Origin of the sequence: Actinacidiphila epipremni (assembly GCF_012034175.1) — a bacterium.
Taxonomy (GTDB): Bacteria; Actinomycetota; Actinomycetes; order Streptomycetales; family Streptomycetaceae; genus Actinacidiphila; species Actinacidiphila epipremni.
On the sequence record NZ_JAATEJ010000006.1, the window covers coordinates 176,218 to 192,209 of the forward strand.

The following is a 15,992-nucleotide window of genomic DNA, read 5'->3' on the forward strand; positions in this document are numbered from 1 at the left end:
CGTGCTCCTCGGTCGGCCGCGGGATGCGGACGGGAAATCGACACGTCGTCATATCGGTGTGTCGGCAAGTGGTCGCGTCGTACGCGCCGTCGCGTACGTACGTGAAGGGTCGCTGCGGGCGGGGCGGGGCGGTGCGGGCGGGGCCGGTGCGGCTCAGGCGCCGGAGGGCCCCGGCGCGGGTGCGGCCTGCGCGGCGAGCAGGGCCACGGCGCCGCGGACGGCGGCGTCGAACGGCTGCTGGCTGCCGGCGGCGCGGGCGAGCACGTAACCGCCCTGGACGACGGCGACGATCATCGCGGCGGTGTCCTCCGGGTCGAGCCCGGGGTGCAGTTCGCCGGACGCGACGCCCTCGGCGAGGACGGCGGCGAGGTGGCCGGTCAGCCAGCCGAAGGTCTCCTGCACCGGTGCCCGCAGCTCGGGGCTCGCGATGACGTCGGGATCCTGCGCCATCCGCCCGACCCGGCAGCCGCGCAGCGCGTCGCGCTCGCGCGTCAGGTAGGCGGTGGCCTTCTCCACCGCCGTGCCGCCGCCGGCGATCTGCGCCTCGGCCTGTGCCCGCAGCTGCTCGGCGCTGCGCCGCATCGCCGCGACCGCGAGGTCGGGCTTGCCCTTGAAGTGGTGGTACATGCTGCCCTGGCCGGCGCCGGCCCGCTCCTGGATGGCCTTGGGGCTGGTGCCGACGTAGCCGCGCTCCCAGAGCAGTTCCTGCGTGCTTTCGATGAGCCGTTCCGACGTCTCCATGCCGTCACTGTACATACTAGTTGGTACAGATGTCCAGTGAGCCGGGGCGGCCCGTCCTCGTCGGCGGGCCGCCCCGGTCGGTCCGCGGCGCGGTCAGGCCCGCGGCGCGGCCGTCGTCAGTACCGCCTCACCGGCGCCAGGCCGGCAAGTCCTTGGCGAGGAACCAGGGCGCGGAGGTCACGATCCCGGTGGCGCCCTTCGGCAGCTTGGGCAGCGGAGGGCAACCGCGGGCGCCCCGGAACGGGCCGGGGCCGATCGTGTAGATCTTGTGGAGGTAGAGCTTCACGTCGTGGGGCGGCTTTGCGGCCTTTGCCCACAGGAGCACGCCCTGGCCCGGCCCCGCCACCTTCCCGGGTGCTGCGGGCCGTCGCGGCAGCACCTGCGACGTGACCTTCTCCCCCTTGCCGACCGGCTCCATGACGGACACGACGCAGATGGACAGCTGCTGCCCCGCGCGGTGTCCCGCTGCGACCGTCGCGGACTGCGGCGCCGCAGCCGTGCTGGCCGGCGCCGTCGCGACGCCCGCGAGGCCGATGCCGGCCGTGAGCGCGATCCCCGCGAGGATTCTCTTGTTGTTCATGATCTCCCGTTTCCGAAGTGGCGCCGGGCCGGCCGGCCCGGCGAACGGAAGACTCGCCCGTGGAGGCTGAAGCGCACCTGAAGGCCCGTCGGATGATCTTCATGTTCGCCTTAGGTTCCACGCCCCACGCTGAGGGCGTGCGCATACTCGTGGTGGAAGACGAACACCGGCTCGCCGAGCTGCTCAGGGACGGCCTCACCGGCGAGGGCTTCGCCGTCGACCTCGCCCACGACGGCCGCGAGGGGCTGTGGATGGGCACCGAGCAGCCCTACGACGTCATCGTGCTGGACGTGATGCTCCCCGGGCTCGACGGCTACACCGTCTGCGCCCGGCTGCGCGAAGCGGGCGTCTGGACGCCGATCCTGATGCTCACCGCCATGGCCGGGGAGTACGACGAGGCCGAGGCGCTGGACACCGGCGCCGACGACTACCTCGCCAAGCCCTTCTCCTACGTCGTGCTGCTCGCCCGGCTGCGGGCGCTGGTGCGCCGCGGGGTACGGGAGCGGCCCGCCGTGCTCACGGTCGGCGACCTGCGGGTGGACCCGGCGGGGCTGCGGTGCAGCAGGGGAGAGGTGCTGATCGCGCTCACCCCCAAGGAGTTCGCGATCCTGCACTGCCTGGCCGGGCGCGCGGGCGAGGTCGTGCCGAAGTCCGAACTGCTCGCCAGGGCCTGGGACTTCGCCTACGAGGGCGACTCCAACGTCGTCGAGGTCTACATCAGCGCCCTGCGCCGCAAGATCGACCGGCCCTTCGGCCGCAGCACGCTCACCACCGTGCGCGGCGCCGGCTACCGGCTGGAGCCGTGAGGATGGGCGTCCGGCTGCGCACCATGCTTGCTGCGACGGCGGTGGTCGCCGCGGCCCTCGCGCTCACCGGCGCGTCACTCTTCGCGTCCCTCGACGCGGGCCTGACCCGCTCGGCGCGCGAGCTGGCCGCCAAGGACGCCGGGGTGAAGGCGACCGCCGTCCGGTCGGCGGCCACCGGGAGGTCCCCGCTCTGCTCCTTCGGCATCGCTCTGGCACGGCGGCCCGTCTCGACGTTCTCGACGTTCTCGGCGGCGCCGGCCGCCTCGACGCCCCCGGCCGGCCCGCCGGACGCCGCCGGCCGGAATGTCCTCGACCTGGAAAGGTGCGCGCTGCCCAAGGCGTTCCCCAGCCTCTACGTCGTCACCGAGCAGGTGCAGACCGGCGCCGGGCCGGTCACCGTGCAGGGCACGGCGTCCCTGGCCCCGGTGCGCGCCGCCCGGCGCACCCTGGTCATGGTGCTGGCGCCGGGCGTCCCCGCGCTGCTCGCGCTGGTCGCCCTGCTCACCTGGTTCACCGCGGGCCGGGCGCTGCGCCCGGTGTCGGCGATCAGGGCGAAGGTCGCCGACATCACCGCGCGCGACCTGCACGAGCGGGTGCCGCAGCCGGCCGGGAACGACGAGGTCGCCGCCCTGGCGAAAACCGTCAACGGCACGCTGGACCGGCTGCAGACCGCGGTCGGGGCGCACAGGCAGTTCGTCGCCGACGCCGCCCACGAACTGCGCAGCCCGCTCGCGGCGCTGCGGACCCGGCTGGAGCTCGCCCGGCCCGCCGAACGGCGACTCGCCGGCGAGGCGCTGGCCGACGTGGCGCGGTTGCAGGCCCTGACCGCGGACCTGCTGCTGCTCGCCCGGCTCGACGCCCGCGAGCCGGTCCGCCGCCGGGAGACCGACCTCGCGCAGATCGTCGCCGAGGAGGCCGCCAGGCCCCGGCCGCGCACCGACGTCGCGGTGGCGATGCGGCTCACCCCGGACGTGCTCGTCGACGGCTCGCCCGACCACCTGCGCCGCCTGGTGGCCAACCTGGTCGACAACGCCGTACGCCACGCGGGCGGCACGGTCACCGTGACGCTGACCCGCGACGAGGCGCGCGGCCTGGCCCGCCTGGACGTCGCCGACGACGGGCCCGGCATCCCCGCCGAGCACCGGGCCGCCGTCTTCGACCGCTTCACGCGGCTGGACCACGCCCGTACCCGCGACACCGGCGGCTCCGGGCTCGGCCTGCCCATTGCCCGCGACATCGCCGCCGCCCACGGCGGCAGCCTCCACGTCGTCCCGGACCGCCGCCCCGGCGCGACGCTGCGCGCGGTCCTCCCGCTCAGCGGGGGCGGCTCATGACGCGGTGACGCACACCCGCGCCGCCGGCACCTCGATGCCGGGGCGCGGCGGCCGGGCCCGGCGCGGTCGCGAGCACAACCGGCCCTGCCGCGGGCGGCTTTCGCCATTTTGCGGCGCCGGGGGCCGCGGCCGATAGGGTGGACGCCAAGCACGCAGCGGGAGGAGAGCGGACGTGGCGGAGAGCACCGCAGGGCAGCCGTTAGCCAACGGGAAGAAGCCGCAGGTCGATCTGACGGGCGCGGAGTGGCTGTCCAGCAGCCAGGGCAGCGGGGATGTGCAGATCGCCTTCGTCGAGGGGTACATCGCGATGCGGGACGGCCGGCACCCGGACGGCCCGGCGCTGATCTTCACCCCCGCGGAGTGGCGGGCCTTCGTCCTCGGCGCCCGCGACGGCGAGTTCGACCTCACCTGACGACCCTCACCCGACAGCCCGCCCGGCGGCCCGCACCCCGCCCCCCGACCGGCGCGCCCTCGTCCGACGGCGCCCACCTGGCGGCGGGGCCGGGCGTACGGAGCCCCCGTACGCCCGGCGCCCCGGGTACGCCGCAGGCGGCCCGGCCGGTCCGCGCGGCCGGGCCTACGGCCAGCTGCCCAGCCCCGGCAGCGGACCGCCGGTGATCTCCCCCTCGGGGCGCCGCCCCGCGAGCCACGCCGCGAGGTCGGTGAGCCGGCCCTCCGCGGCGACCGGCGCGCCGCCGCCGTACCGCCCGTACGTCCAGACCCTGCCGGAATCCACCGCGGTGAGCGTCAGGACGACATCGTCCGGCACCCGTACCGCGAGGAAGTCCAGCAGGTGGGTACACAACCGCGGCGGCCAGCTGGACGGGCCCGCGCCCAGCCGCGCGTCCACCGTGTGGATCTCCAGCTCCCGCCACCAGGCCAGCCCCGCCGTCCGCAGCGTGCCGCCGCGGTAGGCCACCGGGCGCGCCCAGTCCTCGGCGCGGACCGCAGCCCACGACGCCTCGGCCTCCTCCAGCGCCGCCTCCAGCGCCGGGCCCAACTGGGCCGCCGAGCGCCGGTGCCCGGCCTCGATCGCCGCGTCCCGCGACGCCCTGCCGCCGTCGTAGACCTCGATGGTCCGGCCGCGCAGCGCGTACCGCGCCTGCCGCGCGAGGGCCAGCGCGACGCCCTCGACATGCGTCAGCACATGCCCGCGCGTCCAGCCGGGCAGCGCGCTCGGCGCGCGCAGCGCCTCGTCGCCGAGGCCGTCGAGCAGGCCCCGCAGCTTGGCCAGGCCCGCGGCGAACGCGGCGGGCAGGTCGTCGTCCTCGTGCGCCTGCCCGGTTGCCACCGGCTCCGTCACGGCCACAGCAGACCCCGCTTCCATCCCTCGTCGGTGTGTGTGTAGACCACCCTGGTGTGCCGCCGGTCCCGGTCGCCCTGCCAGAACTCGACGCTCTGCGCCCGCAGCGTGTAGCCGGTCCAGCCCGGCGCGACCAGCCCCGGCTCGGCCGCCAGCCGCGCGGCGGACGAGGCGATGGCCGCGTCCCGGGCGGTGAGGTCGGCCAGCGGCGTGGACTGCCGGGCCAGCAGCGCCTCGGCGCGGGCGCCGGGGGAGCGGGCCAGGAAGTCGGCGGCGCCCGCGTCCGCGGTCCCCGGGCTCACCCGGCCGCGGATCCGGACCTGGCGGGCGAGCGGGGACCAGTAGAAGGTGAGCGCCGCGGCGGGGTGCGCGGCGAGCTCGCGCCCCTTGCGCCCGGTGGAGTCCGCGGCGAAGTGCCAGCCGTCCGGCGTGACGTCCTTGACGATGAGCACCCGGGCCGACGGGTCGCCGTCCTCCCCGAGCGTCGACAGCGTCATGGCGTGCGGCTCGCGCACCCCCGCCCGTACCGCCGCCAGCAGCCACTCGACGAACAGTTCGTGCGGGTCCGCCGGCAGCGAGGCGACGTCGAACCCGGGCAGGTACCCGGCGAACACGTCCAGTTCCCGCAGCAGTTCGCGCAGGTCTGACACGGACACCCCCTCCGAATTAACGGTTTTCGCTCACGATAGCATTAGCCCATGGCAGCTGATCATCTCGCGGTCGACCTCGCCGTCACCGTCCGCCACGACGGGCACGACGGCATCGCCGACGACCTGGCCGCACCCGAAGGGCTCACCGGGTGGGTCCGCGCGCACGCCGGGGTGCTGGCCGCCGACCTCGAACCGGCCGGCGGCGCGGCCGGCTTCACCGCCGACGCCGCCGCGCTCGCCGCCGCCGTCGAGGTGCGCACCGCCGTCCGCGCGCTGTTCGCCCGCGCGGTGCTGCCCGGCCCGCCCAGCGCCGCCGACGCCGGCCGGCTGCCGTCCGCCGCGCAGGCCGCCGACCGGCTCAACGCCGCCGCGGCCCGGGTGCCGTACGCCCCCCGCCTGGACTGGCCGCACGACGCCGCCCCCACCGCCGGCCGCACCGTCGCCGGCGCCCCCAGCGCGGCCGACCTGGTCGCCGCCGCGCTCGCCCGGCACGCCATCGCCTTCCTCACCGGGCCCGACCGGGAGCGGCTGCGCGCCTGCCCGGCGCCCCGCTGCGTGCGCTACTTCGTCAAGGAGCACGCCCGCCAGGAGTGGTGCAAGCCCTCCTGCGGCAACCGCGCCCGGGTCGCCCGCCACCACGCCCGGCACCGGGCCACCGCCGCGCAACGCGCTGCCGCAGCCGCGCCGGACGCGGGCGGCGCTACAGGCGGTGACGGGGGCGGCGGCGGGGGCGCATCAGGGGCGCACGGAGGAACGGACCTGGCGCGCGAGGCGTGAGCGGTGGCCCGCGGACCGGCCGGCGTGGCAGGCTCCGCGGTGGCCGGCCGGACGGTTGCCTCCCGCACACGCCGCCGCCGTGCCGCGCCGTGCCGGTCAGGTCCCCTGCCAGTGGCCGATCGGCACGGCCGATCCCGCTCACACACCGCACCTGACGGCGTACGCTGTGAGGCCACGTGAGGTCGACAGGCGGGAGCCGACGGCCGGGCACGACCGGCCCGCGCCGCACCCGCCGTCAGGGGGTGCACCATGCCGCAGCGCGACACCCGTCGTGCGCTGCTGGAACGCGAGTCCCATCTGCTCGCCGCCGAGGAGGCGCTGGGCGAACTGACCGGACGGCGTGCCGACGGCGGGGAGTACGAGGGCGCCGGCCGGCGCGGCGGGCTGCTCGCCTTCGCCGGCCCCGCCGGGCTCGGCAAGACCGCGCTGCTGGGCGAAATACGGCAGCTCGCCGCCGACCGCGGCTGCACCGTGCTGTCCGCCCGCGGCGGCGAGCACGAGCAGCACGTCGCCTTCCACGTGGCACGTCAACTGCTGCAACCCCCGCTCGCCGCATCGGGTGAGGACGGGATCAGGTCCGCGCTCGGCGGCTGGTACGGCGTCGTCGGCCCGGCGCTGGGCCTGTGCGCCCCCGAGGGCGAACCGCCCGCCCCGCAGGCCATGCGCGACGGGCTCGACTGGGTGCTCACCCACCTCGCCGTGCGCCGCGCACCGGTCCTGCTGCTCCTGGACGACGCCCACTGGGCCGACCCGCAGTCCCTCAACTGGCTCGCCGCGTTCGCGCCGCGCGCCGACGACCTCGGCATGCTCATCGTCATCGGCTACCGCCCCGACGAACTCCCGCCGGACGCCGAGGCGTTCCGCAACCTGCCCGGCAGGGCCGGGCACCGGCCGATCCGGCTGCCGCCGCTCACCGAGGACGGCGTCGCCCGCATCGTGCGCGACACCGTCGGCGAGCACGCCGACGACGCCTTCTGCCGCGAGTGCTTCGAGGTCACCTCCGGCAACCCCTTCGAGGCCGTCGAGCTCACCGCCAAGGTCGCCGAACGCAAGGTCGCCCCCGACGCCTCCGGCATCCCGCTGCTGCGCGACCTCGCCGCCGCCGTCAAGGGCCCGGGCCTGGTGCGCCGGCTGGAGCGGCTCGGCCCCTCCACCGTGCGGCTCGCCTGGGCCGCCGCGGTCCTCGGCACCCGCATCCCGCCCGAACTGGCCGCCGACGTCGCCGGGCTCGGCCACGAGGAGGCCGCCGACTGCGCCGAACGGCTGCGCCAGGCCCGTATCCTCACCGGCACCACCACGCTGGACTTCGCCCACCCGCTGATCGCCGCCGCCGTCTACCGCGCCATCCCCGACGCGGTACGGGTCGGGCTGCACACCCAGGCCGCATGGTCCACCGTCGACGCCGGACTCGGCCCCGGCGCCGCCGCCCGGCACCTGCTGGAGACCCGGCCGGCCGGCGACCCGTGGGTCGTCACCCAACTGCGCGCCGCCGCCCGCGAGACGGTACGGGCCGGCGCCCCCGACACCGCCCGCAGCTACCTGCGCCGCGCACTGCGCGAGCCCCCGGACGAGGCCGACCGCGCCGCCGTGCTCTACGAACTGGCCAACACCTCCCAGCTGCTGGAGCCGTCGGTCACCGCCGGGCACCTCAAGGCGGCCCTGGAGGAGCCGGCCGGCGACCAGGCGCTGCGCGACAACGTGGTCTTCCGCCTCTCGCAGTCGCTGGCCCACAGCGACCAGCCCTCCGAGGCCGCCGAGGTCATCGCCCGCGCCGCCCGCGGGGCCACCAGCGCCCGCGCCCGGCTGCGGATACAGGCCGAGCAGTTCATGTGGGAGGCGTTCCGCGCCGACGAACCCGACTCGCAGGGCCGCTCCCGGCGCCTGACGCTGCTCGCCGACCGGCTCACCGGACGCGACCTCACCGAGCGCTTCATCATCGGGCTGCGCGCCTGGGACGCCACCTTGCGCGGCGAGCCCGTCGCCACCGTGCAGCGGCACGCCGCCCGCGCCCTCGAAGGCGGGCTGCCGTGGGCCGACGAGGGCCGCGGCTTCGAAGTGCCGGTGCTGGTCGCGATGACGTACTCCTACACCGACCGCGCCGACGTCTGCGAGGAGCTGTTCGCCTCCGGCATCGCCGACTTCGAGCGCTTCGGCTGGCGCGGCCTGCACCTCGGCTTCGCGATGCTGCTGCTCGGCCACGTCCGCTACCGCCAGGGCCGGCTCCCCGAGGCGGAGCAGCTCGCCCGCGACGGGCTGCGGCTGGCCGAGCGGATGGGGCACGGCACCCCCGGGCACTGGTACGCCGTCTCCGTGCTGGTCCAGGTCCTGCTGGCCCGCGGCGACACCGGGCAGGCCACCGAAGTCGCCGGCGACCACGGCTTCCGGGCGCCCTTCCCGGCCGCCGTGACCTTCCCCGACGCCCAGTCCGTGCACGGCGAGCTGCTGCTGGCCCGCGGGCTGCACGCCGAGGCCGCCGACGAGCTGGCCGCCGTCGGGCGGCGGCTGGAGGCGCGCGGCATCCGCAACCCCGCGTGGTGCGCCTGGCAGGCCAACCTCGCGCTCGCCGAGCACGTCAGCGCGCCGGAGCGGGCGCTGACCACCGCGCTGCAGGCCGTCGACCGGGCCCGGGAGTTCGGGGCGCGCTCGGCCGTCGGCCACACCCTGCGGGTCGCCGGCGAGGTCGCGGCCGGCCAGGAGCGGCTGCGGCTGCTGGAGGAGGCCGTGACCTACCTGGACGCGTCCCCCGCCGCGTACGAGCTCGCCCACGCGCTCGTCGCCCACGGCGCCGCCCTGCGGGCCGCCGGCCGTACCGAGGAGGCCGCGGAACGGCTGGAGCGGGGCCTGGCCACCGCCCGCACGTGCGCCGCCGACGGCCTGGCGCGCCGGGCCCGCGACGAACTGGCGCCGATCAGCGCCGCACGGGGCGCCGGGGCCTGATCGTGGCCAGTACCATGGCCGCATGTCCTTCCTCCGCCGCCGCAGCTCGGCCACGCCCACCGGCCCGGACTTCGACGTCCTCGCGATGGACCCGGGGGACTGGCCGGGCGACCTGGGCGCGGGCCTGCTGCCCGGCCCCGACGGCCGCTGCGAGGGCATCTACCTGCGCTACGACCTGTTCGGCGGGCGCGGCCCCGCGATGCTCATCGGCAACCTGCCGGAGGGCTCGCCCGCGCGCCAGCTGGAGGAGGGCCAGGTGCCCTTCGAGGTGGCGCAGCTGCTGGCCGCGCTCGGCAACGACGAGCCCGCCACCGTCACCGGCGTCGAGGACATCCCGGTGTGGCAGGGCGACGGCCTGCTCATCGTGCGGCGGATCAAGATCTCGGAGACCCGGGTGGCGTGCGCGCAGTTCGACCGCAGCGACGGCGTGCAGGTCACCATCGCCACCTGGGACCGGCCGATCAGCGACGACCTGTACCAGCTGCTCAAGCCGCTGCCCGCGGAGATGTTCCAGGCCGGCTGAGCCGCACCGGGTCCGTATCCGCCCGGGGAGGGCCGTTCCAGGCCGGCTGAGCCCCCGCGCTCAGCCCGGCCCGCTCAGCGGGTGCCGACCGCGGCGCGGACCGCCCTGCGGGCCAGCCCGCAGTCGTCGTGCAGCCGGCGCAGCAGCAGCCGCTGCTCCTCACCCGTCTCGGCCGCGCCCGGCAGCACCGGCGCGGTGGAGCGCATCGTGCGCTGCACGGCCGTCTCGTACGTGCGGATCTCCCGCGTCAGCACCAGCATCAGGTTCACCAGGAACGCGTCCCTGGCGGCCGGCCCCGGCGCCTGCGCCTGCTGGCTGATCTGCCGGCGCGCCGCCTCGTCGTCGCCGAGCACCGACCACAGCACCGCCAGGTCGTAACCGGGCAGATACCACCCGGCGTGCTCCCAGTCGACCAGCGACGGGCCGGCCGGCGACAGCAGCACGTTCGACAGCAGCGCGTCGCCGTGGTTGAACTGCCCCTGCGCGTGCGACAGTCCGTGCAGCAGCTTGTGCAGGTCGCCCATGTCCCGGTCGGTCAGCAGCCCCAGCTCGTGGTAGCGCCCGATCCGGGCCCCGTAGTCGACGGGCGCGTCGAACGACCCCGGCGGCGGGCGCCACATGTTGATCCGCGCGTACGCCGCCAGCGCCGCCCGTACGTCACCGCGGGCCGGCGGGTGCGAGGGATGGCGCTGCGGGCAGACCACCCGGCCCGGCATCCGCTCCATCACCAGCACGCAGCTCTCCGGGTCGGCGGCGATCAGCCGCGGCACCCGTACCGGAGGGCGGTGCCGGACGAAGGTGCGGTAGGCCGCTATCTCGTGGCGGAAACGATCCGCCCACGCGGGGGAGTGGTCCAGCAGGCACTTCGCCACGGCCGGCGAGCGTCCCGAGGAGCCGATCAGCAGCGCGGTCCGGCCGCCGCGGCGCAGCAGCTGGACAGGGGTGAACTCGGGGCAGATGCGCTGCACCGCGGCGACCGCGGTACGAAGCTGGGCCCCCTGCGGGCCGGTCAAGTCGAGTCTCCCGCTGAGCGGATGGGTGCCGCCGAGCGTCCCGCGCCGCAGGCCGGCCGCGGGCCGGGCTCTGACGGGCGGCTCCGCGACGGCCGGGTAGACGGGACGGGGCAGGGCGGACACGGAGGACGATGCCGAATACATGGGAGAAGCAGATCCCTTCGTGTGCCAGCGATTCGGGGCGCCGCCCCCGCCCCCGCGGTCGCACCCTGGGGAATGCGGCGCCGGGGCGGGGTGGCGCGTTCCTACCTGACACCCGGCGGACCGTGGCAGACCATCTGGCGGACCCTGGCGAACCCTGGCGAATATCCGCTCGGCCCATGTCGGGGGGATGCCTCGGGGAATAGTGTCAACAGCGCCGAGGAACCTGGGGGCTTGACGTGGGCAATGAGGCCAACACCCGACTCGCGGACCTGTTCGCGCTCACCGGATGGTCCAAGGGCGAACTCGCGCGGCTGGTCAACCGGCAGGCGGCGGCCATGGGCCACCCGCAGCTGGCGACCGACACCTCGCGGGTGCGCCGCTGGATCGACACCGGTGAGTCGCCGCGCGATCCCGTGCCGAAGGTGCTGGCAGCGCTGTTCACCGAGCGTCTCGGCCGTGTCGTGACCATCGAGGACCTCGGGTTCGACCGGCGCAGGCAGACGGGCGGGAAAAAGACCGGAGACGGCCTTCCGTGGGCGCCGGACAGAACCGCCGCGGTCCTCACCGAATTCACGGGAATGGACCTCATGCTCAACCGACGCGGTCTGGTGAACGCGGGCGCCGCGCTCGCCTCAGGCACCGTAATCAGCAACGCCATGTACGACTGGCTCCACTCCGACCCGGCCCTGACCGCCGACGCGCCGGTCCTGGACGACCCGCTGCGCGCCGCGCCCGCCGACTACGACCGCTACGAGGCGGCCCCGGTCGGCTCGCAGGAGGTGGACTCGCTGGAGGCCTCGGTGCAGGTCTTCCGCGCCTGGGACGCCTCACGCGGCGGCGGACTGCAGCGCAAGGCGGTCGTCGGGCAGCTCAACGAGGTGGGCGGGATGCTCTCCTACCAGCACCCGGCACACCTGCAGCGGCGGCTGTGGGGCGTGGCGGCCAACCTCGCGGTGCTGGCCGGCTGGATGTCCCACGACATCGGCCTGGAACCCACCGCCCAGAAGTACTTCCTGATCGCCGCGCACGCCGCGCGCGAGGGCGGCGACCGGCCGCGGGCCGGCGAGGCGCTCTCCCGGGCCGCCCGGCAGATGGTGCACCTCGGGCAGCCCGAGCAGGCGCTGGACCTGATGAAGCTCGCCCAGTCCGGCTCGGGCGAGCGGGCGCTGCCGCGCACCCGGGCGATGCTGCACACCATCGAGGCGTGGGCGCAGGCGTCGATGGGGCGCGGCCAGGCGATGCGCCGCACCCTCGGCGAGGCCGAGGAGCTGTTCGTGACCGACAGGTCGGACGCGCCCGCGCCCGACTGGATGCAGAACTTCGACGAGGCCGACCTGCACGGCATGCAGGCGCTGGCCTACCGCACCCTGGCCGAGCACGACCCGTCCGCCGCGGCGCTCGCGCAGGCGCACGCCAAGAAGGCGCTGAGCCTGCGGACCGCGGGACACGAGCGGTCGACGATCTTCGACTACCTCTCGCTCGCCTCGGCGTGCTTCATCGCCAACGACCCCGACCAGGCCGACACCTACGCCCGGATGGCGCTGCTGACCATCGGCCAGACGTCCTCGCACCGCACCTGGGACCGGCTGCGCGAGATGTACCGGCTCACCGGGCGCTACGCGGACTACACCCGGGTGCAGGACCTGCGGCGGGAGATCGAGGCGACGCTGCCGCGGCAGAAGGGCATGGGAGGCGGGCGCTACCGGAGCGTCTGACGGCGGCGGGCCGCACCCGCGTATTCACCGACACCCCTCACGGACGCACGGTCAGGCGATCCGGGCGATCAGCACGCACGCGTCGTCCTCGCGGTCCGGGGTGCCGAACTCCTCCGCCACCAGCCGCACGCAGTCCTGCGCGGTCCTGGCGGCGGCGAAGAGCGGTGCCATGGCCAGCAGCCGGTTGCCGCCGCCGTCGGCGGTCGCCGCACCCGTGCCGTCCAGGGCGGCCCGGCGCGGCACGAGGCCGTCGGTGTGCAGCACCAGCAGGTCCCCGGGCGCCAGTTGCTCGTGGGCCTGGGCGTACTGCGCGCCCGAGGTGGCGCCGAGCAGCACGCCGTCCGGCGGATCGAGCAGCCGCCCCACCCCGTCGCGGAACAGCAGCGGGGCGGGGTGGCCGGCCTGCGCCCAGTGCAGCACCCGGGTCCTGGGGTCGTAGCGGCAGCACAGCGCGCTGCCGAGGGCCGGCTGCGGCGAGGTGTCCAGCAGCTCGTTGAGCCAGCCCATCAGCGGGCCGGGCTGCAGGCCGGCGACGGCCATCCCGCGCAGCGCGCCCAGCAGCATCGCCATGCCGGAGGTCGCGGCGACGCCGTGCCCGGTCAGGTCGCCGACGGTCAGTAAGGACGAGCCGTCGGGCAGCTGCATCGCGTCGTACCAGTCGCCGCCGATCAGCGCGCTGGTCGCGGACGGCAGGTAGTGCGCCGCCAGGTCCATCGTGGTCGGCCCCCCGTCCTGCGGGAAGCGCTGGGCGCCGCGCCACGGGGGCAGCACGGCTTCCTGCAACTCGACCGCCATCCGCCGCTCGGTCTGCGCGATCTGCCGCTGCCGCTGCAGCGACTCCCGGGTCTCCCGGAGGGTGCGCTGGCTGCGCCGCAGGTCGCTGACGTCCCGCAGCACCGCCCACATCGACTCGGTGCCGCCGTCGGCGCCGAGCACCGGCTCGCCGACCATGTGCACGGTGCGCACCGAGCCGTCCGCGCGCACGATGCGGAACTCGCCGTCGATCGGCCGGCCGTCCACCAGGCAGCCGGTCACCATCTCGGTGAGCAGCGCCTGGTCCTCGGCGAACAGCCACGACGGCAGTTCGTCCAGCGTCAGCGGGCCGTCCTGCGGCGAGCGGCCGAAGATGCGGTAGAGCTCGTCCGACCACAGCGCGGTGTCGGTGAGCAGGTCCCACTGGGCGCTGCCGGCCCTGCCGAGCGCGCCCACGGCTGCGGCGTCCGGGCCGGGGTTCTGCAACGGCACGTCCAGCAGCAGCGGGCGCTCGGCGCCCGCGCCGAGGTCGCCGAGGCCGTCCCTGAGCTGGCCGAGGTGCACGCCGAGGTCGTCGAGCTGGTGCACGGCGAGGTCGCACAGCGCGCGCTGCCAGCGCAATTGCGGGTCCTCGACGGCGTCGCCGTCGCGCAGCATGGCGTCGACCCTGCTCCGCAGCCCGCGGGCTTCGGTGATCAGGGCGTCCACCACCCCGGGGTCGGGCAATTGCGCGGCGGGGTGATCCGCGTGCGGGGGGGACGGCATGACGCACTCCGAACGTGTCTGCTGGTCGGCGCTTGCGGCCGGGGCGGACGGAAGGGGCCGGTAACGACTGTTGCACAGTGAGCGATGGGTCGTAAGTGTTTCCGCGATACCCGATCCGGTGGTGCTTGTGGCATATGCCAAGTGCTTGGTGATTTTCCGGCCACCCGGGTGTCGTGCAATTGCTTCCGGCCGGTCATGTTCACGCTCAACAGGGGCCACCTTGCCCCCTTCGAGGTGGACCGGAAGCGACAGCGGGCCGCCGAGTCGGTAGGCTGCGGCCCGCCCGTCCCCCAGCGGTCCACCCCTGCCGCCAGGCATGAAACGCCCGGCGGAAGGTAAGGATGCCGGGCATCAGCAGCGGAAATCCCGTTGCCATGGAACCCCCCGCACCGGATGCTGACCTCATGTTCGACCCAGACATAGCGCCCAGCGGCACCCTTCTCGGCCTCCTCCAGCGGGGGCGCGGAGACGGGCCCCTGCACGCCCTCGCGGCGCCGCGGGCGGAGGCACTCGCCGCCCTGGAGCACTGCGTGCTGCGCGACCCCCGGCTGGACTGGCGGGTGGAGTCGCGCTCCCTTTATTACGCGCGCCTCTACTCCGACCTGGAGGGCCCGCTCGACGGGATCGAACAGCACCTCTTCCACCCCGACGACATCCTCGCCCCCGACGAGCACCGCTGCGGCCTGGCCCTGTCCGTCCTGGGCCACCTGGCCGGATACGGCCGCCGGGACGCGCTGCGGCTGCTGCGCCGGTACGCCGCGGCCGGCGGCTGCTGGGAATGGGCGCTGGACGAACTGGCCGTACGCGACGGCGAGGCGGGCCTGCGCGCGCTCGGCCCGTCGGTCGTCGCTCGCTTCCCCGCCACCGCCGAGGGAGACGCCGCGCTCGCCCGCGCCGTACGCGAGGCGTACGAGCCGCGGCCGTGGCAGCTGTGGGCCGAGGACGGCGCGCACCCCGGCACCGCCGCCCGGGTCCGCAAGGCCGCCGAGCAGGTGAGCTTCGACCGGTGGCAGCGCCAGATGAGGTCGGCGGGACCCACGCCCGGCTGGGGCGTCGCCGCCGTCCTGGAATGGGCCCAGCAGGGCCTGGACGCCCACCCCGCCGTCGAGCGCGACCAGCCCGCCGCCCGGTGCCTGGCCGCCGTCGCCGGCCCCGAGGACCGCCCCGCGCTGCTGGCCGCCGCCGAGCACGGCCCCACCGCCGCCCGCGCCGCCGCCCTGCGCCACCTCGCCGACCGCCGCGACCCGCGCTGCCTGGACCTCGTCGAGGCCGCCGCGCAGGACGGCGACGACCGGGTCGTGCGCGCCGCCGTCGAGTCCTTCGAGCGGATGCGCGACGCCGCCGCCCTGGACCGCGCCCGCGCCTGGGCGGTGCGCACCGACCGGCTCGGCGCCGCAGCCGCCCGTATCCTCGCCCGGCACGGCGGACCCGCCGACGCCGGACTCGTGCTCGCCGCCCTGCGCCGCGCCGTGCAGGCAGACGGCGCCGACGCCGAGGGCATCGAACCGCTCGTCGAAGGCGTCGGCAGGCTCGCCGAATGCCGCGCGGCGCCGCTGCTGCGGCACCTGTACCGCGAGACGTCCTCCTCCCAGCTGCGCGGCACCGCCGCCCACGCCCTGGCCGGCACCGACCCCGGCTTCGGCGCCGGATTCGCCGTCGAGTGCCTGTGGGACTGCGAGGAGGCCACCCGGGAACTGGCCGCGCGCCGGGCCGCCTCCGGCGACGTACGCGTCCTGACGCAGCTGCGCCGGCTGGCCGCCGATCCCGCCGAGGAGGCCGAGGTGCAGACCGCCGTGCGCGGCAGGCTCAGCTCCGGCGGCGGCTCGCGCTGACCGCCGCCCGCTGACCGCCGCCCGCCGCCGCGCCGGAGACCGGCGCGGCGGCGCGGCGCGCGGAAGGGCGCCGGCGCGGCACGGGACGCCGGGAGCGGACCGGCCGGGTCGGCCGGGCA

14 protein-coding genes are annotated in these 15,992 nt (G+C 76.0%); 8 read left to right on the forward strand and 6 right to left on the reverse strand.

The annotated features are described in order from the left end of the window. Positions 1-153 precede the first annotated feature (153 nt). Together HCN08_RS10790 and HCN08_RS10795 are read right to left on the reverse strand one after the other, a co-directional pair. Entirely contained in the window at positions 154-741 is a 588-nt protein-coding gene (locus HCN08_RS10790) for a TetR/AcrR family transcriptional regulator (protein WP_240969975.1), read from the reverse strand. Between the two features lie 127 nt (positions 742-868). Further along, complete coding sequence (locus tag HCN08_RS10795) at positions 869-1,321, reverse strand: hypothetical protein (RefSeq protein WP_167982753.1); 453 nt, start codon at positions 1,319-1,321, stop codon at positions 869-871. Positions 1,322-1,458: 137 nt separating this feature from the next. On the opposite strand from HCN08_RS10795, the gene HCN08_RS10800 reads away from it, so the two are divergent. The 3 genes from HCN08_RS10800 to HCN08_RS10810 all read left to right on the forward strand — a co-directional run bounded on the left by HCN08_RS10800 (position 1,459) and on the right by HCN08_RS10810 (position 3,873). Next, a complete protein-coding gene (locus HCN08_RS10800; RefSeq protein ID WP_167982754.1) occupies positions 1,459-2,127 on the forward strand; it encodes a response regulator transcription factor in 669 nt (222 codons plus the stop codon). Positions 2,128-2,150: 23 nt separating this feature from the next. After that, a complete protein-coding gene (locus HCN08_RS10805) occupies positions 2,151-3,461 on the forward strand; it encodes a HAMP domain-containing sensor histidine kinase (protein ID WP_206318615.1) in 1,311 nt (436 codons plus the stop codon). Positions 3,462-3,633: 172 nt separating this feature from the next. Beyond that, complete coding sequence (locus tag HCN08_RS10810; RefSeq protein ID WP_167982756.1) at positions 3,634-3,873, forward strand: DUF397 domain-containing protein; 240 nt, start codon at positions 3,634-3,636, stop codon at positions 3,871-3,873. A gap of 165 nt (positions 3,874-4,038) precedes the next feature. On the opposite strand, the gene HCN08_RS10815 is transcribed toward HCN08_RS10810, so the two are convergent. Together HCN08_RS10815 and HCN08_RS10820 are read right to left on the reverse strand one after the other, a co-directional pair. Beyond that, positions 4,039-4,764, reverse strand: coding sequence for a maleylpyruvate isomerase family mycothiol-dependent enzyme (locus tag HCN08_RS10815; RefSeq protein WP_322974371.1), 726 nt, complete (start codon positions 4,762-4,764; stop codon positions 4,039-4,041). Then, complete coding sequence (locus HCN08_RS10820; protein WP_167982758.1) at positions 4,761-5,414, reverse strand: pyridoxine/pyridoxamine 5'-phosphate oxidase; 654 nt, start codon at positions 5,412-5,414, stop codon at positions 4,761-4,763. Before HCN08_RS10820 ends, HCN08_RS10815 begins: the two co-directional genes overlap by 4 nt. 48 nt (positions 5,415-5,462) lie before the next feature. Between HCN08_RS10820 and HCN08_RS10825 the strand changes: the two genes are divergently transcribed. The 3 genes from HCN08_RS10825 to HCN08_RS10835 all read left to right on the forward strand — a co-directional run bounded on the left by HCN08_RS10825 (position 5,463) and on the right by HCN08_RS10835 (position 9,651). Further along, positions 5,463-6,191, forward strand: coding sequence for an ABATE domain-containing protein (locus HCN08_RS10825; protein WP_167982759.1), 729 nt, complete (start codon positions 5,463-5,465; stop codon positions 6,189-6,191). A 249-nt stretch (positions 6,192-6,440) separates the two neighbouring features. Further along, positions 6,441-9,128: an ATP-binding protein gene (locus HCN08_RS10830; protein WP_167982760.1), complete on the forward strand. Its 2,688-nt coding sequence runs from the start codon at positions 6,441-6,443 to the stop codon at positions 9,126-9,128. A 22-nt stretch (positions 9,129-9,150) separates the two neighbouring features. Then, a complete protein-coding gene (locus HCN08_RS10835; RefSeq protein ID WP_167982761.1) occupies positions 9,151-9,651 on the forward strand; it encodes a hypothetical protein in 501 nt (166 codons plus the stop codon). A 74-nt stretch (positions 9,652-9,725) separates the two neighbouring features. On the opposite strand, the gene HCN08_RS10840 is transcribed toward HCN08_RS10835, so the two are convergent. Further along, positions 9,726-10,808, reverse strand: coding sequence for an aminoglycoside phosphotransferase family protein (locus HCN08_RS10840; protein ID WP_167982762.1), 1,083 nt, complete (start codon positions 10,806-10,808; stop codon positions 9,726-9,728). A 236-nt stretch (positions 10,809-11,044) separates the two neighbouring features. Between HCN08_RS10840 and HCN08_RS10845 the strand changes: the two genes are divergently transcribed. Then, complete coding sequence (locus tag HCN08_RS10845) at positions 11,045-12,523, forward strand: DNA-binding protein NsdB (RefSeq protein ID WP_167982763.1); 1,479 nt, start codon at positions 11,045-11,047, stop codon at positions 12,521-12,523. 51 nt (positions 12,524-12,574) lie between these two features. Here HCN08_RS10845 and HCN08_RS10850 read toward each other — a convergent pair whose 3' ends face one another. Beyond that, on the reverse strand, positions 12,575-14,041 hold the full coding sequence (locus HCN08_RS10850; protein ID WP_167982764.1) for a PP2C family protein-serine/threonine phosphatase: 1,467 nt from the start codon (positions 14,039-14,041) through the stop codon (positions 12,575-12,577). A gap of 404 nt (positions 14,042-14,445) precedes the next feature. Between HCN08_RS10850 and HCN08_RS10855 the strand changes: the two genes are divergently transcribed. Then, complete coding sequence (locus HCN08_RS10855) at positions 14,446-15,873, forward strand: HEAT repeat domain-containing protein (protein WP_167982765.1); 1,428 nt, start codon at positions 14,446-14,448, stop codon at positions 15,871-15,873. Positions 15,874-15,992 lie beyond the last annotated feature (119 nt).

Excerpts from the sequence above, each read along its gene's own strand:
- HCN08_RS10840 (WP_167982762.1), bottom strand. The coding sequence starts at position 10,808 with ATGTATTCGGCATCGTCCTCCGTGTCCGCCCTGCCCCGTCCCGTCTAC.
- HCN08_RS10850 (WP_167982764.1), bottom strand. The coding sequence starts at position 14,041 with ATGCCGTCCCCCCCGCACGCGGATCACCCCGCCGCGCAATTGCCCGAC.
- HCN08_RS10830 (WP_167982760.1), top strand. The coding sequence starts at position 6,441 with ATGCCGCAGCGCGACACCCGTCGTGCGCTGCTGGAACGCGAGTCCCAT.
- HCN08_RS10790 (WP_240969975.1), bottom strand. The coding sequence starts at position 741 with ATGGAGACGTCGGAACGGCTCATCGAAAGCACGCAGGAACTGCTCTGG.
- HCN08_RS10825 (WP_167982759.1), top strand. The coding sequence starts at position 5,463 with ATGGCAGCTGATCATCTCGCGGTCGACCTCGCCGTCACCGTCCGCCAC.
- HCN08_RS10805 (WP_206318615.1), top strand. The coding sequence starts at position 2,151 with ATGCTTGCTGCGACGGCGGTGGTCGCCGCGGCCCTCGCGCTCACCGGC.
- HCN08_RS10835 (WP_167982761.1), top strand. The coding sequence starts at position 9,151 with ATGTCCTTCCTCCGCCGCCGCAGCTCGGCCACGCCCACCGGCCCGGAC.
- HCN08_RS10855 (WP_167982765.1), top strand. The coding sequence starts at position 14,446 with ATGTTCGACCCAGACATAGCGCCCAGCGGCACCCTTCTCGGCCTCCTC.
- HCN08_RS10795 (WP_167982753.1), bottom strand. The coding sequence starts at position 1,321 with ATGAACAACAAGAGAATCCTCGCGGGGATCGCGCTCACGGCCGGCATC.